This window comes from Burkholderia sp. Bp9012 (assembly GCF_003853825.1).
GTDB classification, from domain to species: Bacteria; Pseudomonadota; Gammaproteobacteria; order Burkholderiales; family Burkholderiaceae; genus Burkholderia; species Burkholderia diffusa.
The window spans coordinates 229,228-245,224 of sequence record NZ_QTQA01000001.1 but is presented as its reverse complement, the minus strand read 5'-3'; the positions used below and the strand labels follow the sequence as shown (position 1 = coordinate 245,224).

At 67.5% G+C, this 15,997-nt stretch carries 14 protein-coding genes and 1 pseudogene; 7 read left to right on the top strand and 8 right to left on the bottom strand.

Features of this window, described 5'->3' with window-relative positions; all coding sequences use genetic code 11:
- Positions 1-357 precede the first annotated feature (357 nt).
- From DIE11_RS01110 to DIE11_RS01100, 3 genes are all read left to right on the top strand, one after another.
- Complete coding sequence (locus DIE11_RS01110; RefSeq protein ID WP_124620963.1) at positions 358-1,497, top strand: slipin family protein; 1,140 nt, start codon at positions 358-360, stop codon at positions 1,495-1,497.
- Between the two features lie 62 nt (positions 1,498-1,559).
- Complete coding sequence (locus DIE11_RS01105) at positions 1,560-2,783, top strand: RtcB family protein (RefSeq protein WP_124620961.1); 1,224 nt, start codon at positions 1,560-1,562, stop codon at positions 2,781-2,783.
- Between the two features lie 56 nt (positions 2,784-2,839).
- The gene (locus tag DIE11_RS01100; RefSeq protein WP_124620959.1) at positions 2,840-3,655 is read left to right on the top strand and encodes a nucleotidyltransferase domain-containing protein; all 816 of its coding nucleotides are present in this window, start codon (positions 2,840-2,842) and stop codon (positions 3,653-3,655) included.
- Between the two features lie 108 nt (positions 3,656-3,763).
- Here DIE11_RS01100 and DIE11_RS01095 read toward each other — a convergent pair whose 3' ends face one another.
- Positions 3,764-4,432 (bottom strand): O-methyltransferase, encoded by a 669-nt coding sequence (locus DIE11_RS01095; protein WP_124620958.1) that lies wholly within the window; start codon positions 4,430-4,432, stop codon positions 3,764-3,766.
- 133 nt (positions 4,433-4,565) lie between these two features.
- Here DIE11_RS01095 and DIE11_RS01090 point away from each other — a divergent pair, with 133 nt between their 5' ends.
- Positions 4,566-5,861, top strand: a complete 1,296-nt coding sequence (locus DIE11_RS01090; RefSeq protein ID WP_059450495.1) for an O-acetylhomoserine aminocarboxypropyltransferase/cysteine synthase family protein — start codon at positions 4,566-4,568, stop codon at positions 5,859-5,861.
- A gap of 154 nt (positions 5,862-6,015) precedes the next feature.
- Entirely contained in the window at positions 6,016-6,741 is a 726-nt protein-coding gene (locus tag DIE11_RS01085) for a ZIP family metal transporter (protein WP_124620956.1), read from the top strand.
- Positions 6,742-6,751: 10 nt separating this feature from the next.
- On the opposite strand, the gene DIE11_RS01080 is transcribed toward DIE11_RS01085, so the two are convergent.
- The gene (locus DIE11_RS01080; protein WP_260437057.1) at positions 6,752-7,249 is read right to left on the bottom strand and encodes a hypothetical protein; all 498 of its coding nucleotides are present in this window, start codon (positions 7,247-7,249) and stop codon (positions 6,752-6,754) included.
- Positions 7,250-7,282: 33 nt separating this feature from the next.
- Entirely contained in the window at positions 7,283-7,627 is a 345-nt protein-coding gene (locus DIE11_RS01075) for a DUF4148 domain-containing protein (protein WP_260437060.1), read from the bottom strand.
- Between the two features lie 101 nt (positions 7,628-7,728).
- On the opposite strand from DIE11_RS01075, the pseudogene DIE11_RS01070 reads away from it, so the two are divergent.
- Positions 7,729-8,019: pseudogene (locus DIE11_RS01070) on the top strand (porin); the annotation flags it as partial.
- Between the two features lie 204 nt (positions 8,020-8,223).
- On the opposite strand, the gene DIE11_RS01065 reads toward DIE11_RS01070, so the two are convergent.
- Entirely contained in the window at positions 8,224-8,472 is a 249-nt protein-coding gene (locus tag DIE11_RS01065; protein ID WP_260437056.1) for a hypothetical protein, read from the bottom strand.
- A gap of 293 nt (positions 8,473-8,765) precedes the next feature.
- On the opposite strand from DIE11_RS01065, the gene DIE11_RS01060 reads away from it, so the two are divergent.
- Entirely contained in the window at positions 8,766-9,050 is a 285-nt protein-coding gene (locus DIE11_RS01060) for a DUF4148 domain-containing protein (protein ID WP_124620952.1), read from the top strand.
- Between the two features lie 94 nt (positions 9,051-9,144).
- On the opposite strand, the gene DIE11_RS01055 is transcribed toward DIE11_RS01060, so the two are convergent.
- Genes DIE11_RS01055 through DIE11_RS01040 form a run of 4 tightly spaced genes read right to left on the bottom strand, consistent with a single transcriptional unit; the run spans position 9,145 to position 15,990 of the window.
- Positions 9,145-10,572: a heavy metal sensor histidine kinase gene (locus DIE11_RS01055; RefSeq protein WP_124620950.1), complete on the bottom strand. Its 1,428-nt coding sequence runs from the start codon at positions 10,570-10,572 to the stop codon at positions 9,145-9,147.
- The gene (gene irlR, locus DIE11_RS01050; protein ID WP_124620948.1) at positions 10,569-11,252 is read right to left on the bottom strand and encodes a heavy metal response regulator transcription factor IrlR; all 684 of its coding nucleotides are present in this window, start codon (positions 11,250-11,252) and stop codon (positions 10,569-10,571) included. Before irlR ends, DIE11_RS01055 begins: the two co-directional genes overlap by 4 nt.
- The gene (locus tag DIE11_RS01045; protein WP_124620946.1) at positions 11,252-14,464 is read right to left on the bottom strand and encodes an efflux RND transporter permease subunit; all 3,213 of its coding nucleotides are present in this window, start codon (positions 14,462-14,464) and stop codon (positions 11,252-11,254) included. Before DIE11_RS01045 ends, irlR begins: the two co-directional genes overlap by 1 nt.
- A gap of 56 nt (positions 14,465-14,520) precedes the next feature.
- Entirely contained in the window at positions 14,521-15,990 is a 1,470-nt protein-coding gene (locus DIE11_RS01040; protein WP_124620944.1) for an efflux RND transporter periplasmic adaptor subunit, read from the bottom strand.
- Between the last annotated feature and the right edge of the window lie 7 nt (positions 15,991-15,997).

Here is a 15,997-nt window from a genome sequence, read left to right as displayed (position 1 = left end):
CCGGGTTCGAATCCCGGAGCGCCCACTGTTCGGAAGCTCATTCAGGTGGAGCAGCCGGCGCGAGCCGGTGTGTGGCGGGTTCGAATCCCGTCCGAACCCCGTCCGCAAGGACGGTCTGTCGATAGAAGCAGTACCCGCCGGTGCGGGCCGACAGGCCCGCCGCGCGTCGGACCGGTTGCGGTTCCGCGCGATCGGCCGGGCGGCCGGACGGCCCGCGCGAATGCGCTCGACGACGCGATGCAGGATGCGTCGCCGCGTGCAGCCGCGCCGGACCCACGCGCCGCCCGCCCGATCGCGTCGCACCCCGATCCGTGCGATGCGTGTCGCCCGGCGGCCATTGAAGAAAAGGACAAGAATATGTGGAAGCGTCATGTGGTGAAAAAGAACGAACGCGCGCTGCTGATGAATGAGGGCGATTTCGTGAAGGTGCTGGAACCGGGCGTGTTCAAGGCCTTCGATCCGTTCAAGCGTCTGTCGGTGCAGACCGCGCGTCTCGACGCGCCGCTCGCCGACGCGGCATTGGCCGACTACCTGCGTCACGACGCACAGGACGTGCTCGCGCAACACTTCGTCGCGATGGATCTGGCCGACGACGAAGCGGGGCTGCGTTACGAAGACGACGTGCTCGTCGAGATCCTGCCGCCCGGCACGCGCCGGCTGTACTGGCGCGGCCTCATCGCCCATCGGCTGGAGCGCGTCGACCTCGCGCAGGACAGCATGCTGCCGGCCGCGCTCGCGAAGCGCATCGCGCAACCGGCGCTGCGTGCTCGCGGCGTGGCGGGCCTGACGGGCGTGCTGCTGGCGCAAGTGCCGGCGTATCACGTCGGTGTGCTGAAGATCGACGGCAAGATCGAGCGGCTGCTGGATGCGGGTGTCGCAGCGTTCTGGCGCTTCAACCGCGATGTCGCGGTCGAGCTCGTCGACCTGCGCCTGCAGGCGCTCGAAGTCGCCGGCCAGGAAATCCTGACGCGCGACAAGGTCGCGCTGCGGCTGAACCTGTCGGCAACGTGGCGCTATGCGGACGTGCTGCATGCGTTCGGCCAGTTGCAGAAGCCGGTCGAACATCTGTATCGCGAACTGCAGTTCGCGCTGCGCGCGGCGGTCGGCACGCGCTCGCTCGACGAGCTGCTGGAGGACAAGCAGGCGATCGACGACATCGTGATTGCCCAGGTGCGCCCGCGGCTCGAGCAATCGGGCGTGGACGTGCGCAGCGTCGGCGTGAAGGATATCGTGCTGCCGGGCGACATGAAGACGATCCTCGCGCAGGTGGTCGAGGCCGAAAAGGCCGCGCAGGCGAACGTGATCCGACGCCGTGAGGAAACGGCGGCGACGCGTTCGCTGCTGAACACCGCGAAGGTGATGGAAGAGAACCCGACCGCGCTGCGGCTCAAGGAGCTGGAAACGCTCGAGCGCGTCGCGGAACGGATCGACCGCATCTCGGTGTTCGGCGGCCTCGACCAGGTGCTGAACGGACTCGTCAGCATCAAGGGCGCGTGATGCTCGAAGCAAACGGCGCGGCGCATGGGTGCCGCGCCGCACGAATGAATCAGGTGATGCAAATGACTGACATGGATTATCAGGTGATGGAACTGGCGAACGGCAAGCCGGTGAAGATGTGGACGCAAGGCGTCGCGGTCGAGGACGACGCGCGCGCGCAATTGCGCAACACCGCGCAGATGCCGTTCATCTTCAGGCACGTCGCGGTGATGCCGGACGTCCACCTCGGCAAGGGCTCGACGATCGGCAGCGTGATCCCGACGAAAGGCGCGATCATTCCGGCCGCGGTCGGCGTCGACATCGGATGCGGGATGATGGCCGCGCGCACGACGCTCACGGCGTCCGACCTGCCCGACTCGCTCGGCGGGCTGCGCAGCGCGATCGAACGCGCGGTGCCGCACGGCCGCGTGCCGGGGCGCCGCGATCCGGGTGCATGGGGCGATCGCACGCCGGCCGCCGTGACCGAGTCGTGGAAGTCGCTGCTGCCGGGCTTTCAGCGGATCGTCGACAAGTATCCGAAGCTGGAGAAGACGAACCACTATGCGCATCTGGGCACGCTCGGCACGGGCAATCACTTCATCGAGGTGTGCATCGACGAAGCCGATCGCGTGTGGTTCATGCTGCACAGCGGCTCGCGCGGCGTCGGCAACGCGATCGGCAGCCTGTTCATCGAGCTCGCGCAGGCCGACATGCGGCAGCACATCGCGAACCTGCCGGATCGCAACCTCGCGTATTTCACCGAGGGCAGCCGCCACTTCGACGATTACGTCGAAGCGGTCGGCTGGGCGCAGGATTACGCGCGCCGCAACCGGCAGGCGATGATGGACGCGGTGATCGGTGCGGCCCGCGGCGTGATCGCGAAACCGTTCGCGGTCGACGCGCACGCGGTGAACTGCCACCACAACTACGTGCAGCGCGAGCGCCACTTCGGCGAGGACGTGCTCGTGACCCGCAAGGGCGCGGTGTCCGCGCAGAAGGGGCAGCTCGGGATCATTCCGGGCTCGATGGGGGCGAAGAGCTTCATCGTGCGCGGGCTCGGCAATCCGGAGAGCTTCTGTTCGTGCAGCCACGGCGCCGGACGCTCGATGAGCCGGACCGAGGCGAAGCGCCGCTTCACGGTCGACGACCAGGTGAGAGCGACGCGCGGCGTCGAATGCCGGAAGGACGCGGGTGTCGTCGACGAGATTCCGATGGCCTACAAGGACATCGATGCGGTGATGGCGGCACAGCGCAGCCTCGTCGAAGTGGTGCACACGCTGCGCCAGGTGGTGTGCGTGAAAGGATAGCGCGGCGCGCGGCCGAAGGCCGGGCGGCCGCGCGCAATGAAAGGGAAACGACAAGAATGAAAACGGAAAAGGCAATGACAACCGTGCGCAGCGCACATCCGGTCGACCCGGCCGTGCGTGCGCGCGTGATGGCGGAACTCGCGGAAGTCGAGCGCCGCCACGACGTGAGCGTGCTGTTCGCATGCGAATCGGGCAGCCGCGGCTGGGGCTTCGCATCGCCGGATAGCGATTACGACGTGCGCTTCGTGTACGTGCACCGGCGCGACTGGTACCTGAGTGTCGAACCGCAACGCGACGTGATCGAGCGGCCACTCGACGACGAGCTCGACGTAAGCGGCTGGGAGTTGCGCAAGGCGCTGCAACTGCTGCGCCGGTCGAACCCGACGCTGCTCGAATGGCTCGACTCGCCTGTCGTGTATCGCGAAGACGCGCGCTGGGCGCCGCGGCTCAGGTCGCTGGCGTCGGCGTTCTTCTCGCCGGTGCGCGGGCGCCATCACTACCTCGCGATGGCGAAGAAGAACTTTCGCGGCTACCTGCAAGGCGACACGGTGCGTTACAAGAAGTACCTGTACGTGCTTCGGCCGCTGCTCGCGGTGCGCTGGATCGACATGGGGCTCGGCATGCCGCCGATGCGCTTCGCGGCGCTCGTCGAAGGCACCGTGCACGAACCAGCGGTGCGCGCGGAACTCGATGCGTTGCTCGCGTTGAAGATGAGCGCGAACGAAAGCGAATACGGGCCACGCCGACCCGCGATCCACGCGCTCGTCGAGACGATGCTCGCGGATGCCGAACACGATCGCGAATACAAGCGACCGTGGGGCGACGTCGCGATGCTCGACAGGTTCCTGCGCGACGTGGTCGACGGTCGGTGAAAAACGAACGGCGCGATGCCCGCAGGCATCGCGCCGTTTCCGCATCGGGACGCGCCCGGCCGTGGCCGGTGAGCAATGTGCGCGCCGCACACGCGCGCCGCCGTCACCTCACTCGCCGACGATCGAAATCGAGAACCCGTCCCAGCCCTTCTGCCCGACCGTCTGCACGGCCGTCGTCGTGAGCTTCGGCTCGGCCACGAGACGCGCGAACCCTTCCCTCACGCCGACCGCATCGGGCTCGCGATTGTCCGGATCGGCCACGCGCCCGCCGCGCACCACATTGTCGACGACGATCACCGTGCCCGGCCGCGACAGCTTCAACGCCGCGTCGAGATACACGGCGTTGTTGTCCTTGTCCGCATCGATGAAGATGAAGTCGAACGGCGCCTCGCCCGCATCGACGAGCCGCGCGAGGCTGTCTTTCGCGCTGCCGACGATCACCGACACCACGTCCGCGAACCCGGCGCGCGCGATGTTCCGCGTCGCGACCTTCGCGTGATCGGGGTTCAGTTCGAGCGTCACGAGCGTGCCGCCCGGCGGCAACGCGCGCGCGAGCCAGATCGTGCTGTAGCCGCCGAGCGTGCCGACTTCGAGGATGCGCCGTGCGCCCCGAATCGTCGCGAGCAGTTGCAGCAGCTTGCCCTGGTTCGGCGCGACGTTGATCGCGGGCAGCCCGGCCGCGTCGCTGGCCGCAAGCGCGGCGTCGAGCACGTCGTCGGACGGCACGAGCGTCGCGGAGAAATACGCATCCACCCTGTTCCACTGATCCTGATCCATCGCGCACCCTTCGTCTGCGGAAAAACGCATTCTATGCGCGACGGCCCCATAAGCAACCAACCATTCGTTCTAAGGGCAACCGCGCACCTGCTCCTATAATCGCTCGACCACGACAACAACAGACGGAGCACCCATGACCGATCAGGCCTCTTCGAACTGGCGCCTCGAAACCATCGCCGTGCACGGCGGCTATCGCCCCGACCCGACCACGCGCGCGGTCGCGGTGCCGATCTACCAGACCGTTGCGTACGCATTCGACGACACGCAGCACGGCGCGGACCTGTTCGACCTGAAGGTCCAGGGCAACATCTACACGCGAATCATGAACCCGACGACGGACGTGCTCGAGCAGCGGATCGCCGCGCTCGAGGGCGGCATCGGCGCGCTCGCGCTGGCGTCGGGCCAGGCTGCCGTCACGTACGCGATCCAGACGATCGCCGAAGCCGGCGACAACATCGTGTCCGCCAGTTCGCTGTACGGCGGCACCTACAACCTGTTCGCGCATACGCTGCCGCAATACGGCATCACGACGCGCTTCGCCGATCCGCGCGACCCGGCGTCGTTCGAGCCGCTGATCGACGCGCGCACGAAGGCGATCTTCGCGGAATCGGTCGGCAACCCGCTCGGCAACGTGACCGATATCGCCGCGCTCGCGGAAGTCGCGCATCGCCACGGGATCCCGCTGATCGTCGACAACACGGTGCCGTCGCCGTACCTGCTGCGCCCGTTCGAACACGGTGCGGACATCGTCGTGCACTCGCTGACGAAGTATCTCGGCGGCCACGGCACGAGCCTCGGCGGCGCGATCGTCGATTCGGGCAAGTTCCCGTGGGCGCAGCACGCGGACCGCTTCAAGCGGCTCAACGAGCCCGACGTCAGCTATCACGGCGTCGTGTACACGGAAGCGTTCGGGCCGGCCGCCTATATCGGGCGCGCGCGGGTCGTGCCGCTGCGCAACATGGGCGCAGCGATCTCGCCGTTCAACGCGTTCCAGATCCTGCAGGGCATCGAGACGCTCGCGCTGCGCGTCGAGCGCATCAGCGACAACGCGCTGAAGATCGCGCAGCATCTCGCGCGCCACGAACACGTCGAGTGGGTGAACTACGCGGGGCTGCCCGATCACCCGGATCATCCGCTCGTCGCGCGCTACCTGTCGGGCCGTGCGCCCGGCATCCTGACGTTCGGCGTGAAGGGCGGCCGCGACGGCGGCGCGAAGTTCCAGGACGCGCTGAAGCTGTTCACGCGGCTCGTCAACATCGGCGACACGAAATCGCTCGCCACGCATCCGGCCTCGACGACGCACCGCCAGCTCTCGCCGGCCGAACTCGCGAAGGCCGGCGTGAAGGAGGAAACGGTGCGGCTGTCGATCGGCATCGAGCACATCGACGACCTGCTCGCCGATCTCGACCAGGCGCTCGCGCAGCTGTGACCCGACGCGGGCGTGCCGACACGCCCGCTTCAAATGTCTTGACCTTGAAGCGGCTTCAAGGTGTTCAATCCCCGGTTGATGCCGGGGCGACGCCCGGCACGAAACCGTCGTGCGCTGCAGCGCCCGCTGCGGCGCGCTCCACTGTCGAGGCCACATGACACCGACCGCGAAGCTCGCGCTGCTCACGCTCCCGCCGCTGCTGGCGGCCTGCTTCGGCGCCCTCGCCGCCGCATGGCGCGCACCGGGCCCGAAAACGTCGAGCGTCATCCAGCATTTCACCGGCGGCATCGTGTTCGCGGCGGCGGCGCTCGAGTTGCTGCCGCAGGATCGCGCGCACGCGCTGTTTCCGGTCGTCGTCGGCTTCGTGTTCGGCCTCGCGCTAATGCTCGCGATACGTGCGCTGTCCGGCGCGGTCGAAACGCGCTTCGAGGACGCGCGGCTACCGGTCAGCCTGATCCTCATCACCGCGATCGATCTCGTCGTCGACGGTCTCGTGCTAGGCATCGCGTTCTCCGCGAGCGACGAAAGCGGCATCATCCTGACAATCGCGCTGACGCTCGAAGTGCTGTTCCTCGCGCTGTCGGTCAGTGCGGCGCTGGCGTCGGCAGGCGTCGGCCGCTTGCTCGCGATCGTCGTGCCCGTTGCGCTGGCCGCGCTGCTGAGTATCGCTGCCGTCGCCGGCAATGCGGCGTTCGCGGGGCTGCCGGCGAATCTCTACGCGGCGCTGCTCGGGCTCGGCACGGTCGCGCTGCTCTACCTCGTCACCGAGGAACTGCTGGTCGAAGCACACGAAGTGCCGGAGACGCCATTTGCAACCGCCGCATTCTTCATCGGCTTCATCGTGTTCTTCCTGATCGAAGGTTCGGTGAAGGCCGGCTGAAGCGCGAACGTCACCAGGTCGTCGCGGCCGTCGGATACGTATCGACGATGCGCGTGCCGTTGACGGGCGTCACGCCCTCGTTGCGCAATTCGGCCCACAGGTCGATCGCATGTTCGCGCGACTTGCGGCTGCCGTCGTCGGTCAGCACGTTCAGCGCGATCACTTCGTCGCGCGTGGTCAGTTGCAGTTGTTCCTTCAGTTTGCGCGACTGATGCGACGCGGTACGGACCTCGCGGAGCACGATCCGCTGCTCGGCGAGCGGTGCCGGCGCAGCGCCCGCAGCGGCGGGCAGCAACGTCAGCTGCCCGTTCCCGACTTCGCATTGCCCGCGCGTGAACGTCGCGCTCCACTCGCCCGCCGGCACGGCCGCGAACTCGCAGCGCATCCGTTCGCTGGCGCGGCGGCCGATGTCGTGCTCCGGCGCATGCGACAGCGCGCGTTCCGGCCAGCCGGCCGCCATCGCGCCCGTCGTCGTCAGGCACGCGGCCAGTAGGATCGCTTTCATCATGTTGCGCATCGTCCACTCCTCCTCGCAAAAATATCAACGCACCGCGAAGCTGTCGTCATGCGCATCGACGACCGGCGCCGATTCGCCGCGATGCACCGTCGAGCGATGGATTTCCTGATTGCGGGCGATGGTGGCCAGGCTCGGCGGATAGTCGTGCTTCGGACTCGGGATCACGCCGTCGTGGCGGGCGCGCAGCAGTTCCTGGCGCACTTCCTGCCGGGTCCTGGACTGCGCGGTGACCGACTGCGAGAAAGCGGCGATCGACAGCGTGGCAATGGCGATCGAAATCAGGGGTCGTCGCATGTTCATGAAATTGGCTCCTTGTCCGGAATGGGTAACGTGAGTTCCAAGATTGATCCGGCGTCGGTGCGCGATCATGAACACGGGATGACGATTTCGTCATCGCGCGCTTCTCCATTAATCGTAGTGCGAATCAAATCAACGGGATGTTTCGGCACACATGACGCGCGGATGACAGCGGCATCTTCAACTATCCGGCGAGCGCGAGCCAGCTCATCGGCGTCGGCTACAGCTACACGAAATCCCGTGGCGATACGAGCGCTACCTATCACCAGGTGTCGGCTGGCGCGGACTACGTGCTATCGACACGCACCGATCTCTATGCGGTCGGCGCGTGGCAACGCGCGAACGTCGAGCAACGCACGTTCGACGGCGGCACGCAGACGGCGCAGGCGTCGACCGGCTCCTACGGCTACGACGGCACGCGCACGCAACGGACCGTCAATCTCGGGCTGCGCCATCGCTTCTGATCGGGGCAGCGGCAACGCGCGGGCTTGCGCGTGACGAAAATTTCATCTTCCGATCAGGTTCGCGATGGATCGTGTCGCTACGATCGAATGCGCGACGGGCGATGCCCGTTGCAATCCACGCAAGCGGATCGCTGTCACACGGCACGATTACGCGTTCGGCCCGGACACAGCGTGTGCCGGGCCTTTTTTCGTACGTGTGACGGATCAACGTGTGACGTTGCGCTTCGGGAACAGGCACGGATGGGTCTTCACGTAGAAGTTCGGATTGCCGCAGCGATGCCCCGCATAGTCGATCTGCTCGCCAGGCATCAGGCCGGTGGGCACTGAATTGCGCGCGGCCTTCGGTGCGGACGATCCGGCAATTCCGGTATCGGGACGGGATGAAGCGCAACCGGCGACCAACGGGGCAATCAGCAGGGCAAACAACGACAGGCGAATGGCGAGGCGATCCACGATCTGGTCCGGAGCGAAAGTCGAAACGAGACCGCCCGCCTTCCATGCCGGCGCGGCGAACGGTGCGCATGCCGTCGACACCGTCGGCCGTCGGCAAGCGCCATGCTCCGCTCTCCGCTCATCGCACGCATGACCCGAACATGAAGATTGCGTCATGTCGGCCTGGCCCGCACGTTGCACACGCCGCCACGCAATCTGACGGATTTTTCATCTGCCGATCACGGTCACGCTCTGCTGTTTTCGCATACTGGGTCCATGGATCGCCACCCGGCGGCCCCACCAAGGAGAACTCAATGAAAACGGTCAAACTCGCTGCCCTGTTCGTCACCGCGACGCTGTCGCTCGGCATCGCCTCGCAAGCCGCGTTCGCGCAAACTCAAACGCAGGGCAAGACCCGCGCGGAAGTCATCAACGAACTGAAGCAGGCGCAGCACGATGGCGTGGTGCCGACGAGCAAGACGCAGTACCCGCCGGCCAGCGAGATCGTCGCGCGCAACAAGGAGCTTCACGGGCTTTCGGTACATGCCGGCGAGAAGGCGCCGCAGGCCGACAATCACGACAGCCTCGCGACCCGCTGATGGCGGTCAGGCGCGGGCGCTGCCGCGCGATCGCGGGCAGCGTGCCGCGCGCTGCCGTATCGCAGCGAACGCGCGGCCGTGCCGGCGTGCGATCTCAAGCATGGGCCGCCGGCACCGTGTTCGGCGCGACCCGCGGCCGCTGCGGAAAGCGCAGCCAGAATGTCGTGCGCCGGCCCGGATCGCTGTCGACGCCGCATTCTCCGCCATGATTGTTCATGATCGACCGGACGATCGCGAGGCCGAGGCCCGTCCCCGACGCCGAGTTGTGCCGCGACGGATCGACGCGATAGAAGCGCTCGAAAATCCGCGCGACATGCTGCGCATCGATGCCCGGCCCCGTATCCGATACGGCGATCGTCGTCGCGCCGGCCTGTTCCGAACAATCGATCGTCACGACGCTGCCGCGCGGCGCGTACGCCAGCGCATTGGACAGCAGGTTGCTCAACGCGCGCTGGTACAGCGTGAGATCCGCATCGACCCATGCGTAACCGTCGACCTTCACCGACACACCCGCATCCTCCGCAAGCGGCTCGTAATAGCCGGCGACACGCGAGGCTTCCTCGGCCGCATCGAGCCGCCGCACGTCGATCGACGTGCCGGCCTGCTCCGAGCGCGCGAGGAACAGCATGTCTTCGATCATCCTCGACAGCCGCTGATACTCGTCAATGCTCGACTCGATCACGCTCCGGTATTCGTCCGCGCTGCGCGGCTGCGACAGCACGACCTGCGCGGCCGCCTGCAGGTTCGTGAGCGGCGTGCGCATGTCGTGCGCGAGATTCGACGAGAACTGGCTCAACCGCGTAAACGATTCGTCCAGGCGAGCAAGCATCCCGTTGAACGCATGTTCCAGCTCCTTCAGCTCGCCGGACGTATCGAGTTCCGGCAGCGGATGGGCCAGGCGGCTCGTCGACATCTGCTCGGCCCGCGCCGCGAAGCGCCGGAGCGGGCTCAGCCCGAGCGCGGCGATGCCGTATGCGATCGCGGCCGCCAGGACGACGCCGAACACCTCGATCACGACGATCGTATAGGCATGCGTGCGCAGCAGCAGCACGTCGGCGCTGCGGTCGTACTGCACCGCGACGCGCACGACGGGCGCGCCCGCGCCGGCAAGCGGCACGGTCATCACCAGATACTGGTGCCGCACGCCGGGCGGCGCGACGAATACCGGGAGGCGGCCCGCGTCCGTCGACAGCAGCGGCGCGTAGGTCCGGAATCCCGGCGTGCCGACGATGCGCGTGCCGGCCGCATCGTAGATCGCCAGATCCATGTTCGGATGCCCATGCAACTGGTCGACCCACATATCGGGGTTGCGCGCGACGTCGGCCGTCGAACGCGCCTCCGCCAGGTGCGTGCCCAGCGCGGCCGAAATACCGGCCATCTGCTCGGCCGCCGTCGTCTCGATGCGATTGCTCAACGCCTCGTACAGCGCGACGCCGCTCGATGCGAGGATCACCGACGTCGACAGGATGATCAGCGCGGTCAGGCGTCCGCGCAGCGTGCGCGGCAGCAGGCGCGCGATCATTTCGCCGCGCCGTTGCGCACTTCGAGCACGTAGCCCATCCCGCGCACGGTGTGGATCAGCTTCGGTTCATAGGCGTCGTCGATCTTCGAGCGCAGTCGCCGGATCGCGGAATCGACGACGTTCGTATCGCTGTTGAAGTTCATGTCCCACACCTGCGACGCGATCGTCGCGCGCGGCAGGATCTCGCCTTCGCGACGCATCAGCAGCCACAGCAGCGCGAATTCCTTCGCGGTCAGCAGGATCGTGTCGCGCTGCCGCATGGCCTTGCGGCGCGTCAGGTCGAGTTCGAGATCGGCCACGCGCAGCGTGTTCGAATCGCGCGGCTGGCCGCGCCGCAAGATCGACTTGATGCGCGCGGTGAGTTCGACGAAGTCGAAAGGCTTGGCCAGGTAATCATCGGCACCGAGTTCGAGCCCCTTCACGCGATCGCCGACGTCGTCGCGCGCGGTGAGGAACAGCACGGGCGTCGACTTGCTGCGGCGCAGGTTCTGCAGCAGCGTCCAGCCGTCCTGCCCCGGCAGCATCACGTCGAGCACGAGCAGGTCGTACTCCTCGGTCTCGGCCTGGTGCTGGCCCGTGATGCCGTCCTCCACCCAGTCGACGACATAGCCGGCTTCGGTCAGGCCCTTGCGCAGATAGGCGCCCGTTTTCGGTTCATCCTCGACAATCAGAATTCGCATCACGCATTACCCTTGAAGAAACCCAGCCGCCGCAGCACGCCCGCGCCGAACCCGCCGCGCAAGACCGCGCGCCACGACACCGCATGGCTCACGCGGTACAGCACCGGCAGCACCAGCAGCGTCAGCGCCGTGGACGACAGGATACCGCCGATCACGACCGTCGCGAGCGGGCGCTGCACCTCGGCGCCGGTGCCGCTCGCGAACGCCATCGGCAGGAAGCCGAGCGACGCGACGAGCGCGGTCATCAGCACGGGCCGCAGCCGCGTGAGCGCGCCTTCGCGCACGGCCGCGTCGAGCGGCATCCCTTCGTCGCGCAGGTTGCGGATGAACGAGATCATCACGAGCCCGTTGAGCACCGCGACGCCCGACAGCGCGATGAAGCCGACCGCGGCTGTGATCGACAGCGGAATCCCGCGCAGCCACAGCGACACCACGCCGCCGCTCAGCGCGAACGGAATGCCGGTGAACACCAGCAGCCCGTCCTTCACGTTGTTGAACATCACGAACAGCAGCACGAACACCATGAACAGCGCGAGCGGCACGACGAGCTTCAGCCGCTCGCTCGCACTCTGCAACTGCTCGAACTGGCCGCCCCACGACACCCAGTAGCCGGCCGGCACGCGCACGTCCTGCTGCAGTTGCTCGCGCGCGTCGGCGACGAACGAGCCGACGTCGCGGCCACGCACGTTCGCGCTGACGACGACGCGCCGCTTGCCGTCCTCGCGGCTGATCTGGTTCGGGCCCGGCGCGACCTCGATCGTCGCGAGTTCGGCAAGCGGCACGTACGGCGCCTGCGCGAGCGGCGCGCTGGCGCCCGCGGCCGGCGCGGGCAGCGCGATCGGCAGCCGCTTGATCGCCTCGATGTCGGAGCGCAGCTCGTCCGGCAGCCGCACGACGATGTCGAAGCGCCGGTCGCCCTGGAACAGCGTCCCCGCCTTCTGCCCCCCGACGGCCGCGGCCACCGTATCCTGCAGGTCGGCGACCGTCACGCCGTAGCGCGCGAGCTTGTCGCGGTCCAGGTTGACGGTCAGCACGGGCAGGCCGGTGGTCTGCTCGACTTTCACTTCGGAAGCGCCCGGCACCTTCTGCAGCGCGGCCGCGATCTGCTCGCCGGTCTGGTTCAGCACCGCCATGTCGTCGCCGAAGATCTTCACCGCGACGTCGCTGCGCACGCCCGAGATCAGCTCGTTGAAGCGCAGCTGGATCGGCTGCGAGAACTCGTACGCGCTGCCCGGCAGTTCCGCGAGCGCCGCCTCGATCTCGCGCACGAGCCGATCGCGCGGCTTCTTCGGGTCGGGCCACCGGTCGGCCGGTTTCAGCATGATGTAGCCGTCAGACAGGTTCGGCGGCATCGGATCTGCCGCGATCTCGGCCGTGCCGGTGCGCGCGAACACGCGCTCGATTTCCGGGAAGCGCGCCTTCAAAGTCTTCTCGATCGCCTTCTGCATCTCGACCGACTGCGACAGGCTCGTGCCGGGAATCCGCAGCGCGGCGACCGCGAGATCGCCCTCGTTCAGGCTCGGGATGAACTCGCTGCCGAGCCGCGTCGCGAGCCCGAGCGTTGCCAGCACGATCGCACCGGCGCCGAGCATCACGCGCGCGGGGCGCGTCATGAACGCGGCGAGCACCGGCTCGTACGCGCGCCGCGCCCAGCCCATCAGCCGGTTCTCCTTCTCCTCGACCCGCTCGCCGATGAACAACGCGACGGCCGCCGGAATGAACGTGACGGTCAGCACCATCGCGGCCGCGAGCGCCATCACGACGGTCACGGCCATCGGATGGAACATCTTGCCTTCGACGCCGGTCAGCGCAAAGATCGGCAGGTACACCACCATGATGATCAGTTGCCCGAAGATCAACGCGCGCCGCGCTTCCTGCGACGCGCCGAACACTTCCGCAAAGCGCTCGTCGCGCGTGAGCGGCCGCCCGGCCGCCGACTGAGCATGCGCGAGCCGCCGCACGCAGTTCTCGACGATCACCACCGCGCCGTCGACGATGATCCCGAAGTCGAGCGCACCGAGGCTCATCAGGTTCGCGCTCACCTTCGCGTTGACCATGCCGGTGAAAGTCATCAGCATCGACAGCGGAATCACGAGCGCGGTGATCAGCGCCGCGCGGATGTTGCCGAGGAACAGGAACAGCACGGCAATCACCAGCACTGCGCCTTCGAGCAGGTTCTTCTTCACCGTCGCGACGGCTTTCTCGACGAGCACCGTGCGGTCGTACACGGGAATCGCCTTCACGCCGGCCGGCAGCGTGCGGTTCACGTCCTCCATCTTCGCGGCGACGGCCTTCGCAACGGAGCGGCTGTTCTCGCCCATCAGCATGAACACCGTGCCGAGCACGACCTCCTCGCCGTTCGACGTCGCGGCGCCAGTACGCAGCTCGCGGCCGATGTCGACCTGCCCGACCTCCTTCATCCGCACCGGCACGCCGCCGACGTTGGTCAGCACGATGTTCGCGATGTCGTCGACGGTGCGCGCCTGGCCCGGCACGCGCACCAGGTACTGTTCGCCGCGCTTTTCGATGTAGCCGGCGCCGACGTTGTCGTTGTTGCGCTCCAGCGCGCGCACGACGTCGGCGAGCGTCAGCCCGTACGACATCAGCTTCGCCGGATTGGGCGCGACGCGGTATTCCTTCACGTAGCCGCCGATCGAGTTCACCTCGGTCACGCCGCGCACGTTGCGCAGCTGCGGCCGGATGACCCAGTCCTGCAGCTCGCGCAGGTCGGCCGCCGTATAGCGTGTGCCGTCGGGCTTGCGCGCGTTGGCGTCGGCCTCGACCGTCCACAGGTAGATCTCGCCGAGGCCGGTCGACGTCGGCCCCATTGCGGGTGCGATGCCGGCCGGCAGCTTGTCCTTCGCCTCCTGGATGCGCTCGTTGACGAGCTGCCGCGCGAAATAGATGTCGGTGCCGTCCTTGAAGATCACCGTGACCTGCGACAGCCCGTAGCGCGAAATCGAGCGCGTCTGTTCGAGGCCCGGCAGCCCGGCCATCACCGTCTCGACCGGGTAGGTGATGCGCTGCTCGGCCTCGAGCGGCGAGTAGCCGGGCGCGGCCGTGTTGATCTGCACCTGCACGTTGGTGATGTCGGGCACCGCATCGATCGGCAGCTTCTGGTAGCTGAACACGCCCAGCGCGGCCACGGCCGCGATCGCCAGCATCACGAGCCAGCGGTGCGCAATCGCAAAGCGGATCAGGCGTTCAAACATGGCAGGATTCCTCGAGGCGGGGAACGGCCACTGCGTGGGCCGTCGGTGCGTAACGTTCATTCATGTTCCGCACTCCCCTTGCCGAGCTCGGCCTTCAGCACGAAGCTGTTCGAGGCCACATATTCCTGGCCCGGCTTGAGCCCCTTCAGCACTTCGGTCGCGCGTTCGTCGCGCCGCCCCGTCTCGACGGCCTGTGCGACGAAGCCCTTCGGCGAGCGCACGAATACCGACGGCACACCGTCGACGTCTTGCAGCGCGTCGCTCGCGACCGCGAGCGCAACGGCCTGCTTGCCCGCGTCGACCGACACGTTCACGAACATCCCCGGCCGCCACACGCCGTCCGGGTTCGGCAGCACGACGCGCGCGGGCGCGGTGCGCGTCTGTTCGCCGAGCAGCGAGCCCACGTAAGCGATCGGGCCGCTCGAGCGCGATTCGAATGCGGTCGCGCTGACGGTCGCGTCGCGGCCGACACGCACGTCGTTCAGCCGCTGCGCGGGCACGGCCATCTCGGCCCACACCGTCGACAGGTCGGAGATCACGAACATGCTCGCGTCGGCCGCGATCGCTTCGCCCGGCGTCGCATGCTTCTCGACGATGGTGCCCGCAAACGGCGCGCGCAACTCGTAGCGATTCAGCGCGCCCGCGCCCGCCGGCGCGTTCAGTGCGGCCAGTTTCTGCCGCGCGTTCTGCACGGCGATCTCGGCCTCGCGCAACTGAACCTGCGCCTGCTGATAGTCCTGTTCCGCCGAGATGCGCTCCTGCCACAGCGTGCGTTCGCGTTCATAGGTCGCGCGCGCACCCGACAACCGGCGTTCGGCGGTCAGTAGTTCGCTGCGACGGTCCGCGAGATCGGTGCTCGCGATCACGGCCAGCACCTGCCCCTTCGCGATGTTCTGCCCGAGCGACACCGACACCTGTTCGACGATGCCGGCCACGCGCGGCACGACGTGCGCGGTGCGATCCTCGTTGAATTTGATCTCGCCCGGCAGCTGGAATGGCGTGGCGATCTGCGCGGGGCCGGACTTCGCCAGCGCGATCTTCGACGTCCGCAATTGCGCGTCGGTCAGCGCGATCGCGCCGTCCGTGCGGGCGAACGGGAACGACGCGGCCTGGTTGCCAGCCTTGATGTCGATCGTCGCGTCGAACACGTGCGGCTTCGCGATCGACTGCGCCGAAACGAATTTCTGGCCCGCCGCGTCGAAACGCATCGGCTCGTGCGAGCGGTCGTACCGCACCAGCGTGCCGGACACGGCAACGCCCGTGTCGACCGGCTTGCCGTCGACGAACGGATAGACGACGAGCCGCGCGTCGCCGGGCTTTTCCGTCATCACGATCTCGACGGACAGTTTGCCGCGCGTGAGCACGACGCCACCGTGCGAGCCGGTGCCAACGCCGTCGGCCGCCTGTGCAGCTTCGGTGCCCGCGGGGGCGGACACACTGCCTCGCGTGACGGCGAGCGCGCCGAGCACGATCCCGACGCCGCCGAGCACGGCCGCCGCAATGATGAAGATTCTGCTGCGTGACATGATGATC

What these genes read in the sequence shown, in the direction of transcription:
- DIE11_RS01110 (WP_124620963.1), top strand. Translation starts at nt 358, where the DNA reads ATGTGGAAGCGTCATGTGGTGAAAAAGAACGAACGCGCGCTGCTGATG.
- DIE11_RS01105 (WP_124620961.1), top strand. Translation starts at nt 1,560, where the DNA reads ATGACTGACATGGATTATCAGGTGATGGAACTGGCGAACGGCAAGCCG.
- DIE11_RS01100 (WP_124620959.1), top strand. Translation starts at nt 2,840, where the DNA reads ATGAAAACGGAAAAGGCAATGACAACCGTGCGCAGCGCACATCCGGTC.
- DIE11_RS01095 (WP_124620958.1), bottom strand. Translation starts at nt 4,432, where the DNA reads ATGGATCAGGATCAGTGGAACAGGGTGGATGCGTATTTCTCCGCGACG.
- DIE11_RS01090 (WP_059450495.1), top strand. Translation starts at nt 4,566, where the DNA reads ATGACCGATCAGGCCTCTTCGAACTGGCGCCTCGAAACCATCGCCGTG.
- DIE11_RS01085 (WP_124620956.1), top strand. Translation starts at nt 6,016, where the DNA reads ATGACACCGACCGCGAAGCTCGCGCTGCTCACGCTCCCGCCGCTGCTG.
- DIE11_RS01080 (WP_260437057.1), bottom strand. Translation starts at nt 7,249, where the DNA reads ATGATGAAAGCGATCCTACTGGCCGCGTGCCTGACGACGACGGGCGCG.
- DIE11_RS01075 (WP_260437060.1), bottom strand. Translation starts at nt 7,627, where the DNA reads ATGATCGCGCACCGACGCCGGATCAATCTTGGAACTCACGTTACCCAT.
- DIE11_RS01060 (WP_124620952.1), top strand. Translation starts at nt 8,766, where the DNA reads ATGAAAACGGTCAAACTCGCTGCCCTGTTCGTCACCGCGACGCTGTCG.
- DIE11_RS01055 (WP_124620950.1), bottom strand. Translation starts at nt 10,572, where the DNA reads ATGATCGCGCGCCTGCTGCCGCGCACGCTGCGCGGACGCCTGACCGCG.
- irlR (WP_124620948.1), bottom strand. Translation starts at nt 11,252, where the DNA reads ATGCGAATTCTGATTGTCGAGGATGAACCGAAAACGGGCGCCTATCTG.
- DIE11_RS01045 (WP_124620946.1), bottom strand. Translation starts at nt 14,464, where the DNA reads ATGTTTGAACGCCTGATCCGCTTTGCGATTGCGCACCGCTGGCTCGTG.
- DIE11_RS01040 (WP_124620944.1), bottom strand. Translation starts at nt 15,990, where the DNA reads ATGTCACGCAGCAGAATCTTCATCATTGCGGCGGCCGTGCTCGGCGGC.